Genomic DNA, 15,540 nt, shown 5'->3' with positions numbered 1-15,540 from the left:
CGTGCGGCATCCGGGTGCACGCACCCCCGTTTCCGGCACGGGCAGCGCGAGGAATGCCGGGTTCATTCCTACGTTGATCGTATGACGATCGGATTCTCTCCCCGGGCCGTTGCGACGGCGTGCGCGTTCTGTGTGGCGGGCGTCCTCGCCCTCGGCCCCGCCGCGGCCGCCGACCCGGCCGGGACGGACCCCGGACCGCCGGGGGGACCCGGTGGGCCGGCCGGCCCCCAGGTGGCGGCGCCCCTGCCGTCCGTGCTCTACCGCTCCGGGACGCAGGTCAGACCCCACCGTGGCGCCCCCGAGGTCCCCGACGTCTCGGCACTGTCCTGGCTGGTCTCCGACGCGCAGACGGGTGAGGTGCTCGCCGCGTCGAACGCGCACCGCAAACTGCCCCCGGCCAGCACCCTCAAGACCCTGTTCGCCCTCACGGTGCTGCCGGTCCTGCCCGGCGAGATCCGGCACCGGGTGAGCGAGGAGGAGCTCAGCGGCGTCGGGCCGGGCAGCAGCCTCGTCGGAGTCGCCGAGGGACACACGTACCGGGTCGCCGACCTGTGGCGCGGAGTGTTCCTCAACTCCGGCAACGACGCCGTGCACGTACTGGCGGCCCTCAGCGGCGGCTGGCACGCCACGGCCACCCGCATGCAGGCCAAGGCGCGCTCCCTGGGCGCCCTGGACACCCATGTGCTGTCGCCCGACGGATACGACACCCCGGGCCAGGTGTCCTCCGCGTACGACCTGGCGGTGTTCGGACGGGCGGGGTTGCGCAACGCGGACTTCGCGCGGTACTGCGGCACCGCGGAGGCGAGCTTCCCCGGCGACGACGACTGGTCGTACGAGATCGCCAACACCAACCGGCTGCTGACCGGGGCGGACGGTGTCGAGCCGTACCCGGGGCTGATCGGGATCAAGAACGGCTACACCAGCAACGCCGGCAACACCCTGGTCGCCGCCGCCCGCCAGGGCGGACGCACCCTCGTCGTGACGGTGATGAACCCTCAGGCGGGCGGCGGGTTCGAGGTCTACGAAGAGGCGCGCGCGTTGCTGGACTGGGGATTCGCGGCCGCCGGGCGGGTCGATCCGGTGGGCTCGCTGGACGCGCTGCGGGCCCCCCTCCGGCCGCGGCCGGTACCCGGGCCGGGTCCGGAGGCCGAACGGGTGCCCACCTCGGCCTCCGCCGCCGCCTCTCCCCCGGCCGGAGCCGGGGTCGCCGTAGCCGTGGCCGCCGCCGACCCGCCCGGCTGGCCGGAGGCCGCGCTGGTCGCGGGCGCCGCCGCGCTGGGCGGGGCAGCCGTGGCGCTCGTGCTGCGGCTCGCCGGCCGACGCCCTTCGGGAGGATGACCGACCGGCAGCCACACCAGCAGGCCGAGCGTGATCCAGGTGTAGACGTTGCTGCCGAGGAAGCCGTCGACGCCGGACGCGTCGTCGAACCACAGCCACACCACGCTGGTGCACAGCACCGCGTACAGGGCGCCCGCGACGCGTGGGCGCCCCGCGCGGATCAGCACCGCGAAGGACGGCAGCAGCCACACCAGGTGGTGCACCCACGTCACGGGGCTGACCAGACAGGCGGTGAGGCCGGTCAGGGCGAAGGCCGCCAGCCAGTCCCGCGCGGCGACCGCCCGCCGGGCCCGCCACGCCCACCAGCCCAGGGCGGCCGGCACCAGCACCGCCCAGACCGCCCGGCTCTCCACGCCCAGCCGCGCCAGGACGCCCTGGAGCGACTGGTTGGAGACGTAATCGAGCCGGCCCACCCGGGTCGTGTCCCACAGGGCCCGCGTCCAGTAGAAGCGCGAGGCGTCCGGAGCGACCAGGGCCGCGAACGCGGTGGCGGCCGCCGCCACGGCCGTGGCCACCGCGGCCTCCCGCCACCGGCGGGCGACCAGCAGCAGCCCGATGAAGAGCGCGGGCGTGAGCTTGACGGCCGCCGCCAGGCCGATGCCGACCCCCGCCCAGCGGGTCCGCCCCGAGGCGAGCAGCCCGGCGTCGGCGAGCACCAGGGCCAGCAGCAGCAGGTTCACCTGGCCGAAGCTCAGGGTGTCGCGCAGGGGTTCGAAGAGCGCGAGCACGCAGGCGGCGAGGCCGGCTCCGTACCAGCCGTACCGCCGCCACCGGGGTCCGACGCACACCCGCACCGCGAACGCCAGCGCCGCCAGGTTGAGCAGCAGGGCGGTCACGATCGCGGTGCGCAGTCCGACCAGCGCCATCGGCAGCATGACGACGGCCGCGAACGGGGGGTAGGTGAAGCCGTACGGCGTGCCCGGTACCCGGTAGTCGTAGACCCGGCCGCCGTCGTGGATCCAGCTGTTGACCGTGCCGTAGTAGACGCGCAGGTCGAACCAGTCGCGCAGCAGCGGCACCGTCGCGGTGAAGACGGAGACGACGACGGCGAGCGCGAGGAGCAGCAGAAGGCGGCCGCGGTCGGTGCGGGGCGGCCTCACCCGACGGATCTCACGAGGTCTCACGCCGTACGCCCCAAGGCGGTCGGCGCCTGTGCCGCGAGGTGGGCCTGCCACAGGACGACCACGGCGAGCGCGCCGCCGCACACGGCCAGGACCAGGCGACCCGTGTCGGCGGGGCCCCCGTCGGGCAGGACCGCGAGGGCGAGGACGCCCGCCACGGCCGCCGTCCGGTGGCGTATCAGGGTGTCCGGGGCCGCGGCGGCGATGAGGAACAGACCCCACAGCGCGTACCAGGGGCGGATCGCCGGGCCGAACGCGGCCACCGTGGCGAGACTCAGGCCGAGCGCGTACACCGGGCGCCGGCGCAGCCGCCACCAGATGACGACGAGGGCGACGGCGGTGACCGCGAGGCCCAGGGCGTGCCAGACGGGCACCGCCCAGGACGCGAGGTCGCTGCCCAGGCCCTCCAGGAGAGCACGGGTGGCCCGGCCCAGCAGGCTGGTGAGCGCCCAGTTGTGCGCGGAGACGGGTGTGTCCAGGGCGGCTATCCAGCCGTAGCCGGTGCCCGCGACGGCGGTCGCCACGACCGTGGTGGCGGTGACCGCGGCCCCCGTGCCCAGCAGGGTCAGGACCGGGCGCCGGCCCGCCCGCAGCGACAGGACCACTGTCGCGACGAGACCCAGCGCGGCGGGCGCCTTGACCAGGGCCGCCAGGGTGACCAGGACGGCCCCGAGCACCGGACGCCCGCCGAGCGCGGCCACCAGCCCGACACCGAGCAGGCCCAGCATGATCGCGTCGTTGTGGGCGCCGGCCACCAGATGCAGCAGGACCAGCGGATTCAGCGCGCCGAGCCAGAGCGCGGCGGCCGGGTCCGCTCCGCTGTGCCGGGCGAGCCGGGGCAGGGCGGCCGTCATCAGCGCCACCCCCGCCAGCGCCACGCACCGCATGCCGAGAAGCCCGGCGGACAGGGCGCCCCGGGTCAGTCCGGACAGCGCGGCGGCGACGGCGAGGAAGACCGGGCCGTACGGGGCTCCGGTGTTCCGCCACAGCGGGGCGACCTCCTCGGCGAGCGGACCGCCGAGCCGGGCCGGACCGTGCGCGTACACGTCGAGGTGCGCGTCCACCATGGCGCCCTGCGCGAGATAGCTGTACACGTCCCGGCTGAACAGCGGCGGCGCGATCAGCAGCGGCGCCGCCCAGACGACGAGGACCAGGACGAGGGCGCGAGGGGTCGGCGGATCCGCGCCGCGCACCAGCGTGCCCAGCAGGATCCAGGCCGCGGTCAGCAGCACCAGCCCGAAGTACACACCGACCAGGCCGAGCACGGCGTGCACCGAGGACGGGGCCAGGAGCTCCCGGGCGGGCAGCGCGCCGGCCGTCTCGCCGCCGAGCGCGAGACAGGCGGTCCCGGCCAGGCCCAGAGCCTGGCAACGCCGTAGATCGATGGGAAAGGCCTTGGTCAGCACGCTGTCATGGTGTCCGCCCCGGGTGACCGCGGAGCGACATCACGCCTTCCTGGCGGCGGCCTGCGCGTGACCGACGTGTGCGCCGGGCGCGGTGGCGACGAGCGCCGCGGGCCAGGACCGTCCCGCTGTCCGAACCGCGATCTCAGAACACCGACACCCCGGTCAGGGTCGTGAACCGGTCCAGGGCGGCCACGCCCGCCACCGAGTTGCCTCGTTCGTCCAGGCCCGGGCTCCACACGCACAGCGTGCAGCGGCCCGGTACGACGGCGATGATGCCGCCGCCCACGCCGCTCTTGCCGGGCAGGCCGACCCGGTAGGCGAATTCGCCGGCCGCGTCGTAGGTGCCGCAGGTCAGCATCACCGCGTTGACCTGCTTGGCCTGGCTGCCGGTGAGGAGCCGGGTGCCGTCGGCGCGGACGCCGTGCCGGGCGAGGAAGCCGGTGGCCAGGGCCAGGTCGGCGCAGGAGGCGGTGAGGGAGCACTGCCGGAAGTACTGGTCGAGGAGGACCGGTACCGGGTTGTCGATGTTGCCGTAGGACGCCATGAAGTGGGCGAGGGCGGCGTTGCGGTCGCCGTGCGCGGCCTCGGAGGCGGCCACCTCCTCGTCGAAGCCGAGCGTGGGATTGCCGCTCTCCGCACGCAGGAAGCCGAGGAGTTCGCCCGCCGCGTCCCCCGTACGGGTCTGGAGCCGATCGGTGACGACCAGCGCGCCCGCGTTGATGAAGGGATTGCGTGGGATGCCGTTCTCGTATTCCAGCTGGATCAGGGAGTTGAAGGGGTTGCCCGAGGGCTCGCGGCCCACGTGCTCCCAGAGCTCGTCGCCCTCGCGGGCCAGGTCCAGGGCGAGGGTGAAGACCTTGGTGAGGGACTGCGTGGAGAACGGCTCCTGCCAGTCCCCCACGCCGTACACCGTGCCGTCCGGCTCCGCGACGGCCATGCCGAAGCGGCGCGGGTCACAGGCCGCGAGCGCCGGGATGTAGTCGGCGGGACGGCCCCGGCCGGGGGTGCGTTCCATCTCCTCGGCGATGCGGTCCAGGACCGGCTGGAAGCCACGGGACGGCGTCGTTGTCATGATCACTATTGTGCCTCCGTGCCGGTCCCGGCGCGTCGTCGCGGGTGACGGGTGTCGAACGAGGGCTGCCGGAAGACGGCTGTCCGACGAGGGGGTCAGACGAGGGGGGCTCCGCTGCCCGCCAGGACCTCGGGGCGCAGCAGGGCGGCGAGCCGCTCGGCGGGCAGCAGGCCCTTCTCCAGGACGAGTTCGGCGACCCCGCGACCCGTGACGAGGGCCTCCTTGGCGATGTCGGTGGCCGCCGTGTACCCGATGTGCGGGTTGAGGGCGGTGACCAGGCCGATGGAGTTCTCGACGCTCGCGCGCAGCACCTCGGTGTTGGCGGTGATGCCGTCCACGCAGCGCTCGGCGAGGGTGAGGCAGGCGGCGCGCAGGTGGGTGATGGACTCCGACAGGGAGTGCAGGATGATCGGCTCGAAGGCGTTGAGCTGGAGCTGTCCGGCCTCGGCGGCCATGGTGATGGTGACGTCGTTGCCGATCACCTCGAAGGCGACCTGGTTGACGACCTCGGGGATCACCGGGTTGACCTTGCCCGGCATGATGGACGAACCGGCCTGCACGGGCGGCAGGTTGATCTCGCCGAGGCCGGCCCGCGGACCGGAGGACAGCAGCCGCAGATCGTTGCAGCTCTTGGAGAGCTTGACCGCGACGCGCTTGAGCACGCCGGACATCTGGACGAACGCACCGCAGTCCTGGGTGGCTTCGACCAGGTTGGCCGCGGTGACCAGCGGCAGCCCGGTGATCTCGGCGAGGTGACGGCGGGCCGACTCCGCGTATCCGGCGGGAGCGTTGAGGCCGGTCCCGATGGCCGTGGCACCCAGGTTGATCTCATGGATCAACTGGACGGCCTCGTCGAGACGGTTGCGGTCCTCGTCGATCATGACGGCGTAGGCCGAGAACTCCTGACCGAGCGTCATCGGCACCGCGTCCTGCAACTGTGTACGGCCCATCTTGAGCACGTCGCGGAACTCGACGGCCTTGCGGGCGAAGGCGTCCTGGAGGACCGCCATGGCCTTGAGCAGGCCGCGCACGGCGAAGACGGTCGCGACCTTGACCGCGGTGGGGTAGACGTCGTTCGTCGACTGGCCGAGGTTGACGTCCTCGTTGGGGTGCAGGTACCGGTACTCGCCCTTCGCACGGCCGAGCAGTTCCAGCGCGCGGTTGGCGACGACCTCGTTGGCGTTCATGTTGGTCGAGGTGCCCGCGCCGCCCTGGACGACGTCGACGACGAACTGCTCGTGCAGCTTCCCCGCGCGGATCTCACGGCAGGCGGCGACGATGGCGGCCGCCTTGTCCGGCGCGAGCAGGCCGAGCTCCTCGTTGGCGAGGGCGGCGGCCTCCTTGACGGCGGCCAGGGCGTCGATGAGGTGCGGGTAGGCGGAGATCGGCGTCCCGGTGATGGGGAAGTTCTCCGTGGCGCGCAGGGTGTGGACGCCCCAGTACGCGTCGGCCGGGACGTCCCGGTCTCCGAGCAGGTCGTGTTCGCTGCGGGTGACGGCGGCGGTCATGAGGGTGCGGCCTCTTTCCGAGGGTGAGGGTCGAGTGGAGCGGGTGTCGTCCGGTGGGAGGGCGGCCGGCTCGGGCGGTACGGGGTGACGCCCGCCCGAGCCGGTCGATGCACCCGCCCGGCGGTGACCGGGCCGGTGGTTCAGGGCCGGCCGCGCGAGGTCTGATCGCGGTGACCGCGCGTGGGGTCCGGCGGGACGCCGGTGACCACCGCGCACACCCGGTGGTCACCGGAGACTGTCAGGCGCAGGCGCGCACGGTGACCGGGTCCAGCGCGCGGACCGGGCGGACACAGCCGACCGGCTCGCCTCCGCCGAGGAGGGGTTCGCCCGCGAACTCGGTGAGCAGGGCGGGGTCCACACCGGCGCGGACGAGGGCGGCCGCGGTGACCGGGACGCGCGCGCGGTCCGCGCCGTCGGAGATCTTGACGGCGACGGCCCGGCCGTCCGGGAGCGCGGCGACCTCGACGCCCTCGAAGCCGTCCTTCGCCAGCAGGCCGGGGACGGCCCGCATCAGCGCGGCCACGTCCCGGCCGGAGCCGGACGCCATCTCGGCGTGCTCGCGCATCGCGTCGGCCACCCGCGCCTCGGGGGTGCCGGGCGCGGAGGCGGTGACGCGGGCGGCGGCCCGGGCGAGGCCGTGCAGGGAGACCGAGAACAGGGGTGCGCCGCAGCCGTCGACGGTGACCCGTGCGATCCGCTGTCCGGTGAGGTCCTCGACGATCTCGGCGATCGCCTGCTGGAGCGGGTGCTTCGGGTCGAGGTAGTCGTCCAGGGACCAGCCGTTGAGCCTGCAGGTGTACAGCATGGCCGCGTGCTTGCCGGAGCAGTTCTGGGCCAGTCGGGAGGGCGCGCGGCCTTCCCGTATCCATCCGTCGCGGACCGCCGGGTCGTACGGCAGGTCGGTGACGTTGCGCAGGTCGTCCTCCGAGACGCCCGCCAGGTCGAGGATCCGCCGGGTCCCGGCGAGGTGACGTTCCTCGCCGGAGTGGCTGGCGGCGGCGAGCGAGAGCAGCTCGCCGTCGAGCGGCAGTCCGGCCCGGACCATGGCGACGGCCTGGACGGGCTTGAGCGCCGAGCGCGGGTAGAAGGCGGCCTCGACGTCGCCGAGCTGGAGCTCGATCTCGCCGCCCGCGCCGAGGACGACCACGGAGCCGTAGTGGATGCCCTCGGTCACCCCGCCGCGGACGAGGTGGGCGACGGGGGTGTGGAGGGGTTCGCGGATCGCGGGGGCGTCGGCGAGGGAACTGCTGTACATCACTGCCTGCATCACTGGTGGGTGGTCGGCGGCCGGCGCCGGGGTCACGCGTCGGCCTTGGCTGAGGTGCGCGCGAGGTTGCGGCGGATGGCGTACCACCCGGCGACCAGCGCGGCGACGATCAGCGGCAGGCACAGCACGGTGGTGCGTCCGGCGCCGCCGTCGGCGTACATGAGGACCAGGACCGAGGCGAGGAAGAACAGGGTCACGAGTTCGGTCCAGGGGGAGCCCGGCAGCCGGTAGTCGGGCCGGGTCAGTTCGCCCTTCTGGGTCTTCTGCCAGAAGAGCAGGTGACAGATCATGATCATGCCCCAGGTGGAGAGGATGCCGATCGCCGCGAAGTTCAGCACGATCTCGAAGGCGTCCGCCGGGACCACGAAGTTGAGGCCGACGCCCAGCACACAGATACCGCTGGTGAGCAGGATGCCGCCGTACGGGACCTGGCTGCGGCTCATCACGCCGGTGAACTTCGGCGCGGAACCGGACATCGCCATGGAGCGCAGGATGCGGCCGGTGGAGTACAGGCCGGAGTTGAGCGAGGACATGGCCGCGGTGAGGACGACGAGGTTCATCACGCCGCCCGCCGCGGGGATGCCGATGTTGGAGAGGACCGTCACGAAGGGGCTCTCGCCGGACGTGTACTTGTTCCACGGCAGCAGCATCGACAGCAGGACCACCGAGCCGACGTAGAACAGACCCACGCGCCACATGATCGAGTTGATCGCCTTCGGCATGATCTTCTCGGGGTTCTCGGTCTCACCCGCGGCGACGCCGACCAGTTCGACGGAGGCGTAGGCGAAGACGACGCCCTGGATGATCAGCAGCATGGGCAGCAGGCCGCTGGGGAACACGCCGCCGTTGTCGGTGATGAGGGACGGGCCGGGGGTGGCTCCGTCCACCGGGTGCTGGGTGACCAGCAGGAAGATGCCGATACACATGAAGATCACCAGCGCGCTGACCTTGACGATGGCGAACCAGAACTCCAGTTCGCCGAAGATCTTGACCGAGATCAGGTTCACGGTGAGGACCACGGCCAGGGCGATGAGCGCGATCACCCACTGGGGTATGTCGGAGAACATGCCCCAGTAGTGGGTGTAGGTGGCCACCGCGGTGATGTCGGCGATGCCGGTGGTGGCCCAGTTCAGGAAGTACATCCAGCCGGCCGTGTACGCGCCCTTCTCGCCCATGAACTCGCGGGCGTAGGACACGAAGGCGCCGGAGGAGGGCCGGTACAGCACGAGTTCACCTAGGGCGCGCACCACGAGGAAGGCGAAGATCCCGCAGACCGCGTAGGCGATGAAGAGGGACGGGCCCGCGTCGGCGAGCCGCCCGCCGGCGCCGAGGAAGAGACCGGTGCCGATGGCGCCGCCGATGGCGATCATGTTGACGTGGCGGGACTTCAGCGACTTGCTGTAGCCCTCGTCTCCGGCGTCGACGTGACGGGTCGAGGGGCGCGTCTCGTCTTTGAGGTGCTGGTCGCTCACGCCGCGGGTCCGCCTTCCAGGGGAGTGTCCGTGCGCGGGGCGCGCACGATGTCGGTGAGGGTCGTCTCGACGCGGTCGAGGTGGTGGCTCATGGCCTCCACCGCGTCGGGCTCGGAACCGTCGATCAGCGCCTCGACGATCGCCCGGTGCTCGCGGTTGGACTGCTCGCGCCGTCCGCCCAGCTCGTTGAGGAAGGCCGACTGACGCGCCAGTGCGTCCCGGATCTCCTCGATGACCCGGCGGAACACCGGGTTCTGGGCGGCCTCGGCGACGGCCAGGTGGAAGAGGGTGTCCATCGCGACCCACGCGGTGGTGTCCGTCTCCCGCTCCATGCGGTCGAGCAGATGTGCCAGGTGGTCCAGGTTCTCCGGGGTGCGGCGCAGCGCCGCGTACCCGGCGACCGGGACCTCGACGTGCCGACGCACTTCGAGCAGATCGCTGGCCGCGTAGTCACCGAAGGTGGGGTCCTCCACGGTGTTCGCGATCACAAAGGTGCCTTTGCCCGTCTTGGCGACGGTCAGGCCCATCGTCTGCAGGGCGCGCAGGGCTTCCCGCAGGACGGGCCGGGACACCTCGAGGGTGCGGCAGAGCTCCGCCTCGGAAGGGAGCTTGTCACCGATGGCATAGCGGCCGCGCTCGATGGCGCCGCGGAGGTGGGTGAGGACCGCTTCCATCGCGCTGACGCGCCGCGGCCCCGTCCCACCTGTCTGGCTGTCTGACAGGTTCACGGGAGTGATACTCCGGGTGCGCTGCCACCGCTGTCAAGACGTGCCCTGAAACAGAAAATTCAGGGGGCGGGGGGCCTGAAAGGCACCTTCCCGCCCCCTGAGGGGGATGGCGAGGGGATTCCCCGGCCGGCTGTCGGGCCCGGTCAGCTGTCGAGGACCCCGGCGGCCAGCAGCCCGAACAGGGCCACGCCGACGACGAGCCGGTAGATGACGAACGCGTTGAAGGAGTGCTTGGCGACGAACTTCAGCAGCCAGGCGATGGAGGCGTAGGCGACCACGAAGGACACCGCCGTGCCGACGGCCAGCGGCGCCGCGCCGGCGCCCGTGCCCAGGGCGTCCTTCAGCTCGTAGATGCCGGCGCCGGTCAGGGCGGGGATGCCGAGGAAGAACGACAGCCGGGTGGCGGCCACCCGGTCCAGGTCGAGCATGAGCGCGGTGGACATGGTGGCACCGGAGCGGGAGAAGCCGGGGAAGAGCAGCGCGAGGATCTGCGAGCTGCCGACCAGCATCGCGTCCTTGAACGAGGTGTCGTCCTCGCCTCGCTTGTGGCGGCCCATCTGGTCGGCCGCCCACATCACGCCACTGCCGACGATCAGCGAACCCGCGACCACCCACAGCGAGGCCAGCGGGCCCTCGATGAGCGGCTTGGCGGCGAGGCCCACGACGACGATCGGGATCGTCGCGTAGATCACCCACCAGGCGAACTTGTAGTCGTGGTGGTGACGCTCCTCACGGCTGCGCAGCCCGCGGAACCAGGCCGTGACGATCCGCACGATGTCCTTGCGGAAGTACACGAGCACGGCGGCGATCGCCCCTACCTGGATCACGGCCGAGAACCCGACGACGGCGTCGTCGTCGACCTTGATGCCCATCAGGCCCTCGGTGATCTTCAGATGGCCGGTGGAGGAGACGGGGAGGAACTCGGTCACTCCCTCGACGGCTCCGAGGACGACGGCTTGGCCGACGGAGATGGCGCTCATGGAATCCAGTTCTGAGGAGACGAATCGGTCGACAGCGTTGTAGACGCTCCGGTGTCGTACACAGTCCTACCAGGCGTGGAGCCGGCCGGACCGCCTACGACCACGCCCACCGGCCTATCGCGACCCCGGCGAACGCGGCCCCGAGCCCCATCGCCACGCTCGCGACGGCATTGACGGTGGCGTAGAGGCCCGCGCCGGTCTCGGTCAGCCGCAGTGTCTCGTACGAGAACGTCGAGTACGTCGTCAGCGCCCCGCAGAAACCCGTCCCCAGGAACAACCGCAGGTCGGGACCGACGGTGGTGGCGCCGGTCAGCGCGCCGAGGATCAGGCAGCCGCCGACGTTGACGACGAAGGTGCCCCAGGGGAAGAGCGAGTCGCGCCGCGCCTGTACCGCGCGGTCGGTCAGGTAGCGGAGCGGGGCGCCGATCATGCCGCCGACGGCGACCACCAGCCAGTTCACAACGACTTCTTACCCTTCATGTCCGGATCGCCCCGGTTCTCGGCCCGGCCCCCGCCCCGGCCGACGTACCGGATGACCTCGCAGCGATCGAGGGTCACCATGCCCTCCGTGACCAGCTCGTCGAGCTCGGGCAGGAAGGCCCGCACCCGCTCCTCGGTGTCCACGACGACCACCGCGACCGGCAGGTCCTCGCTGAGCGACAGCAGCCGGGAGGTGTGGATCAGCGAGGAGGCGCCGAAGCCCTCGATGCCGCGGAAGACGCTGGCCCCGGCGAGACCCGCCGCACGGGCGCGGTGCACGATCTCCGTGTAGAGGGGCTTGCGGTGCCAGGTGTCGCTCTCGCCGATGAAGACGGTCAGCCGCACGGCCGCGCCGGTCGGTCTCGTCATCGCTGCCTCCACGATCGCTGCCTCCACAGGAGCACACGGCGGGTCGCCGTGGCCGCCAGCCGGACGGCGAGGAGCGCCGCGAACAGGGTCGCGGCGAGGTAGGCCAGGGCCGTGCCGGGACGGCCCTCGTCGAACAGCTTGCGGATGTCGACGGCGTACGTCGAGAAGGTGGTGAATCCGCCCAGCACACCGGTACCGAAGAACGGCCGCACGAGCCTGTGGGCGGTGACCGCCTCGGTGATCACCACCAGGAAGACACCGATCACCGCGCAGCCGACGACGTTCACCCAGAAGGTGGTCCACGGGAACCCGCCGGTCCGCGTGGGCCACCACAGGGAGGCCGCGTAGCGGGCGGCGGCACCGATCCCGCCGCCGACGGACACGACGGCGACCACCGGGAGCTGACCCGTCCCGGTGGCCCTGCGTGCTGCGCCGGTGCGGAGGCCCTCGGCCTCCGGAGCTGTCATGTCCTACGTCTCCTGCCCGGGCCGGGACCGTCCCGCCTCATCGGAGTGATCACGACCGGGCACCAGCGTAGCGCCGTCTCACTTGGTCACGGGCGCCTCGCAGATCGCGATGCCACGCTCCCAGAGGCTGCCCAGGACCAGTCGGCCGCCGGTCTCGCAGACGCTGGTGACCATGCGGAACCCGGAGCGGCGGTGGGTGAGGTGGTGGACGATCCGGCCGTCGTCGTCGACCGCGAGCACCCCCGCCGTGCCCGACGGACGGTACGGCGCCTTCACGGCGAGGCGGGCGGCGCGGCGGCGTACGGCGGGGCCGGCGCGGTGCAGGAGGTCGAGCGGGGGGACGCGCGGGCCGGCCAGCGCCACCCAGACCGGGCCGTCGGGCGCGCCGCGCCACAGGTTGTCCGGGAACCCCGGCAGCTGCTCGACGAGCGGCTCGGCCCGGCCGGCCCGGGGGCCGGTGAGCTGGTAGCGGGTGAGGCGGCGCGCGCCGGTCTCGGCGACGATCAGGAACGAGTCGTCGGCGCCGCGCGCCAGGCCGTTGGCGAACTGGAGCCCCTCCAGGACGACTTCGGCCTCCCGGGCGCCGGGTTCCAGGCGCAACAGGCGTCCGGTGCCGGTGTGTTCGACGAGGTCGCCCATCCAGTCGCGCAGGGGGTGGACCTGGCTGGACACGGTGAAGTACACGGTGCCGTCGGGCAGCGCGACGACGTTGCTGCAGAAGCGCAGCCGCTCCCCCGCCGCCGACTCGGTCAGGACCGAGACGTTTCCGGTGCCGCCGTCGGGGTCGACGCGCAGCAGCGCGCCCTCGGCGCAGCAGACCAACAGGTCGCCGTCCGGGAGGAGTTCGAGGCCGAGCGGCCGGCCGCCGATCTCGGCGATGTGCTCGACACGGGCCGCGGGCGGGTCGTCCAGACCGTCGATACGCAGGATCCGCCCGTCCGCCACCCCGGTCAGTACCCGCCCTCTGGGGTCGGCGACGACGTCTTCGGGGCCGTGCCCGGGGAGAGTGATGTACCTGAGGGGGACGAGAGGCGTCCGACGGTCCATATGGGCCGCCCTTCCTTGAGGAGGCGGCCATCCTCGCAGGCGGGCATGGCGTCGGCAGGTCGTGGCCGTGGTCTTTTGCCGGGCCTTTCCGGAGGGTGGACCCTCCGTCCCCTACCGCCTCTTCCCGAAGTCCTTCACCACCCCTTCTCGAACATCCGCGCCACTTCGGCGATGCGCATCTCGTCGCGCCGGTAGTAGGTGCGGCGCCTGATCCGCCTGGCGCGCAGCAGGCCGATGCCGGCGAGCAGGCCGAGGTGGGTGCCGGCCACCTGCCGGCGCACGCCCAGCTTCGCCGCGACGAGGTCCGCCGTGACACCGTCCTCGACGAGGTCGCCGTGGCGCTGCGGCGGGAAGTGCCGGGCCGGCTCCTTCAGCCACTCCAGGATTTCCAGTCGCCTCTCACTCACGGGAGTCCTCAGCATCGTCGTCCCCTCCGTCCCGGTGGTCGGGGCTCCCCCGGTACCGCGTCGTCCCACTGTTCCGCAGCCGGGGCCGCCGTGTCCCGCACTCCGCGAGCCTTGGCCGGGATCGAACACCCTTGCCGCGCAGTGGTGTTCGGGTGAACTGCCGGAAGACGGACGGGGGCCCGGCCGCGCGGTGCGGCCGGGCCCCGCTCCGGGAGGGGAGGACGGATCAGCGGTGGCTGAACCACGACATGGAGGACAGGGCCTTGTCGTCGTAGCCGAACAGGGCCTGGTTCTCCCAGCCGTTGCCGGAGGAGGCGTCGGTCGGGTCCCAGCCGTTGCCGGTGACGGCGGTCCAGGTGGACTCCCAGTAGAAGACGCCGAGTCCGCGGCCGTTCGGGACGGCCTCCACGATGCTCGCCACGTCGTTCATCCACCGGGTCTGGCCGGCGACGGTCGCCGGATAGCCGGACACCAGCTCGCTGGAGAGGTCGATGATGTTCTCGGTCGAGTCCTCGCTGTCCAGTCGGAAGGGGTACGCCGTCTCGGCGACGTAGACGGGCTTGGCGTAGCGGGAGGCCGCGTCGTCGAGGGTGGTCTGGAAGTCGGCGAGCGTGCCGTGCCAGTACCCGTAGTACGACAGGCCGATGACGTCGAACTTCACCCCGTTGGAGACGGCGTTGTCGAACCACCAGCGGGTGCCGGCCAGGTCACCGCCCTTGGCGAGGTGCAGCGCCACGGTAGTACCGGAGTTGACCGCCTTGACGGCGTCGTAGCCGGAGTTGAGCAGACCGGCGAGCTGCGACCAGTTGTCGGTGGAGCCCGTGGACCACAGCATGCCGCCGTTGATCTCGTTGCCGACCTGCACCATGTCCGCGGTGGTGCCCTGCGCCTTGAGGGCGTTGAGGACGTCGTAGGTGTGGTTGTAGACGTCCGTCTTCAGCCGGCTGTAGGAGTGCCCGGCCCACGCGGCGGGCACGGTCTGCGCCCCCGGGTCGGCCCAGGTGTCCGAGTAGTGGAAGTCCACCAGGAGCTTCGTGCCCTGTGCCTTGATGCGTTTGGCCGCCGCCAGGACCCGCGCCTTGTTGTTGTAGCCGTCGGCGGGGTTCACCCAGACCTTCAGGCGCGCGTAGTTCTGTCCGGCGTTCTTCAGGACGGCGAGCGCGTCCTGGGTGGTGCCGGAGCTGTTCTTGTAGACGCCGCCGAGTGCTTCGCTCTTGATGAGCGACGACACGTCCGAGCCCTTGATGGACAGGCCGGTGGAGCCCGACGCGAAGGTCAGGTCGTCGACGTTGATCCAGTTCCCGGCGTTGGCGTCGGAGTTGATGCTGATGGTGCACTGGTTGTTCGTCACCGCTATGGAGGTGACGATGCGGATCCAGCCGCTGGAGGAGACCGGGATGGCGGTGCGCTGCTCGGCGCTGCCGCAGTTCCTCAGCGCGAGGTACGCGGAGTTCTGGCCACCGCCGGAGCGCACCCAGGCGGTGAGCTTGTAGTTCCCGTTGGTGAGCCCGGACAGGTACTGGTACGTCTCGACCTTGTAGGCGGAGGCCGAGTAGTGCGAGAGGCGGTAACTGCCCGCGTGACCTCCGGACTCGGTGAAGGAGGCGGAGTTCTGCCCGGCCGCCGAGTACGTCGACCAGCCGGACGGGGTCGCGGTGCCGGCGCCGTCGGTCTCGAAACCGGCGTTGGTGAGGGTGGTGGCCGCCTGCGCGGTCTGTGCGGGCAGGACGGTGAGGGCGAGCCCCGCGGCGAGCGGCAGCAGCAGGGTTCTGAGTGTGCGTCTGGGATGGAACATCGTCGTCCGTCGTCCCTTCGACGTGATGGATGGGGATTCCCTCGTGAGACGAGGGGCCCCCTCCGCCCGCGGCTCGCGGCTCC

14 protein-coding genes and 1 pseudogene are annotated in these 15,540 nt (G+C 71.9%); 1 reads left to right on the top strand and 14 read right to left on the bottom strand.

Translation table 11 applies throughout. The features are described 5' to 3' along the window. Positions 1–81: 81 nt before the first annotated feature. Positions 82–936, top strand: a pseudogene (locus OHU34_RS37865) (D-alanyl-D-alanine carboxypeptidase family protein); the annotation flags it as partial. Positions 937–1,019: 83 nt separating this feature from the next. On the opposite strand, the gene OHU34_RS37860 reads toward OHU34_RS37865, so the two are convergent. From OHU34_RS37860 to OHU34_RS37795, 14 genes are all read right to left on the bottom strand, one after another. After that, positions 1,020–2,438 carry a glycosyltransferase 87 family protein gene (locus tag OHU34_RS37860; protein WP_142268873.1) on the bottom strand — a complete coding sequence of 473 codons (1,419 nt, stop codon included), beginning with the start codon at positions 2,436–2,438 and terminating at the stop codon, positions 1,020–1,022. Between the two features lie 20 nt (positions 2,439–2,458). Then, complete coding sequence (gene mptB, locus OHU34_RS37855; RefSeq protein ID WP_405770641.1) at positions 2,459–3,865, bottom strand: polyprenol phosphomannose-dependent alpha 1,6 mannosyltransferase MptB; 1,407 nt, start codon at positions 3,863–3,865, stop codon at positions 2,459–2,461. 142 nt (positions 3,866–4,007) lie between these two features. Continuing rightward, positions 4,008–4,937: a glutaminase gene (locus tag OHU34_RS37850; protein WP_142268875.1), complete on the bottom strand. Its 930-nt coding sequence runs from the start codon at positions 4,935–4,937 to the stop codon at positions 4,008–4,010. 95 nt (positions 4,938–5,032) lie between these two features. Then, complete coding sequence (gene aspA / locus OHU34_RS37845) at positions 5,033–6,445, bottom strand: aspartate ammonia-lyase (protein ID WP_142268876.1); 1,413 nt, start codon at positions 6,443–6,445, stop codon at positions 5,033–5,035. A gap of 238 nt (positions 6,446–6,683) precedes the next feature. Continuing rightward, complete coding sequence (locus OHU34_RS37840) at positions 6,684–7,700, bottom strand: asparaginase (RefSeq protein ID WP_142268877.1); 1,017 nt, start codon at positions 7,698–7,700, stop codon at positions 6,684–6,686. Positions 7,701–7,744: 44 nt separating this feature from the next. Further along, a complete protein-coding gene (locus tag OHU34_RS37835; RefSeq protein ID WP_020126060.1) occupies positions 7,745–9,184 on the bottom strand; it encodes an amino acid permease in 1,440 nt (479 codons plus the stop codon). Next, complete coding sequence (locus OHU34_RS37830; RefSeq protein ID WP_020126059.1) at positions 9,181–9,858, bottom strand: FadR/GntR family transcriptional regulator; 678 nt, start codon at positions 9,856–9,858, stop codon at positions 9,181–9,183. Before OHU34_RS37830 ends, OHU34_RS37835 begins: the two co-directional genes overlap by 4 nt. A gap of 197 nt (positions 9,859–10,055) precedes the next feature. Then, positions 10,056–10,892, bottom strand: coding sequence for an undecaprenyl-diphosphate phosphatase (locus tag OHU34_RS37825; protein WP_020126058.1), 837 nt, complete (start codon positions 10,890–10,892; stop codon positions 10,056–10,058). A gap of 94 nt (positions 10,893–10,986) precedes the next feature. Then, a complete protein-coding gene (crcB, locus tag OHU34_RS37820) occupies positions 10,987–11,352 on the bottom strand; it encodes a fluoride efflux transporter CrcB (RefSeq protein WP_142268878.1) in 366 nt (121 codons plus the stop codon). Next, complete coding sequence (locus OHU34_RS37815) at positions 11,349–11,741, bottom strand: DUF190 domain-containing protein (RefSeq protein ID WP_142268879.1); 393 nt, start codon at positions 11,739–11,741, stop codon at positions 11,349–11,351. The genes crcB (OHU34_RS37820) and OHU34_RS37815 overlap by 4 nt, the downstream gene beginning before the upstream one ends. Further along, positions 11,738–12,208, bottom strand: coding sequence for a fluoride efflux transporter CrcB (gene crcB, locus OHU34_RS37810; protein WP_142268880.1), 471 nt, complete (start codon positions 12,206–12,208; stop codon positions 11,738–11,740). Before crcB (OHU34_RS37810) ends, OHU34_RS37815 begins: the two co-directional genes overlap by 4 nt. A 78-nt stretch (positions 12,209–12,286) precedes the next feature. Continuing rightward, on the bottom strand, positions 12,287–13,255 hold the full coding sequence (locus tag OHU34_RS37805) for an SMP-30/gluconolactonase/LRE family protein (protein ID WP_405770634.1): 969 nt from the start codon (positions 13,253–13,255) through the stop codon (positions 12,287–12,289). A 134-nt stretch (positions 13,256–13,389) separates the two neighbouring features. Beyond that, entirely contained in the window at positions 13,390–13,677 is a 288-nt protein-coding gene (locus tag OHU34_RS37800; RefSeq protein ID WP_142268882.1) for an ArsR family transcriptional regulator, read from the bottom strand. A gap of 211 nt (positions 13,678–13,888) precedes the next feature. After that, on the bottom strand, positions 13,889–15,457 hold the full coding sequence (locus OHU34_RS37795) for an arabinogalactan endo-1,4-beta-galactosidase (RefSeq protein WP_142268883.1): 1,569 nt from the start codon (positions 15,455–15,457) through the stop codon (positions 13,889–13,891). Positions 15,458–15,540: the final 83 nt, after the last annotated feature.

This window comes from Streptomyces sp. NBC_00080 (assembly GCF_045041255.1).
GTDB lineage: Bacteria > Actinomycetota > Actinomycetes > Streptomycetales > Streptomycetaceae > Streptomyces > Streptomyces coriariae.
The sequence above is the reverse complement of the archived record's forward strand: the minus strand, read 5'-3'. Positions and strand labels throughout refer to the sequence as shown.

Coding starts and splice junctions, on each gene's coding strand:
- OHU34_RS37850 (WP_142268875.1), bottom strand. CDS start 4,937: ATGACAACGACGCCGTCCCGTGGCTTCCAGCCGGTCCTGGACCGCATC.
- aspA (WP_142268876.1), bottom strand. CDS start 6,445: ATGACCGCCGCCGTCACCCGCAGCGAACACGACCTGCTCGGAGACCGG.
- OHU34_RS37840 (WP_142268877.1), bottom strand. CDS start 7,700: ATGTACAGCAGTTCCCTCGCCGACGCCCCCGCGATCCGCGAACCCCTC.
- OHU34_RS37830 (WP_020126059.1), bottom strand. CDS start 9,858: ATGGAAGCGGTCCTCACCCACCTCCGCGGCGCCATCGAGCGCGGCCGC.
- OHU34_RS37825 (WP_020126058.1), bottom strand. CDS start 10,892: ATGAGCGCCATCTCCGTCGGCCAAGCCGTCGTCCTCGGAGCCGTCGAG.
- OHU34_RS37815 (WP_142268879.1), bottom strand. CDS start 11,741: ATGACGAGACCGACCGGCGCGGCCGTGCGGCTGACCGTCTTCATCGGC.
- crcB (WP_142268880.1), bottom strand. CDS start 12,208: ATGACAGCTCCGGAGGCCGAGGGCCTCCGCACCGGCGCAGCACGCAGG.
- OHU34_RS37805 (WP_405770634.1), bottom strand. CDS start 13,255: ATGGACCGTCGGACGCCTCTCGTCCCCCTCAGGTACATCACTCTCCCC.
- OHU34_RS37800 (WP_142268882.1), bottom strand. CDS start 13,677: ATGCTGAGGACTCCCGTGAGTGAGAGGCGACTGGAAATCCTGGAGTGG.
- OHU34_RS37795 (WP_142268883.1), bottom strand. CDS start 15,457: ATGTTCCATCCCAGACGCACACTCAGAACCCTGCTGCTGCCGCTCGCC.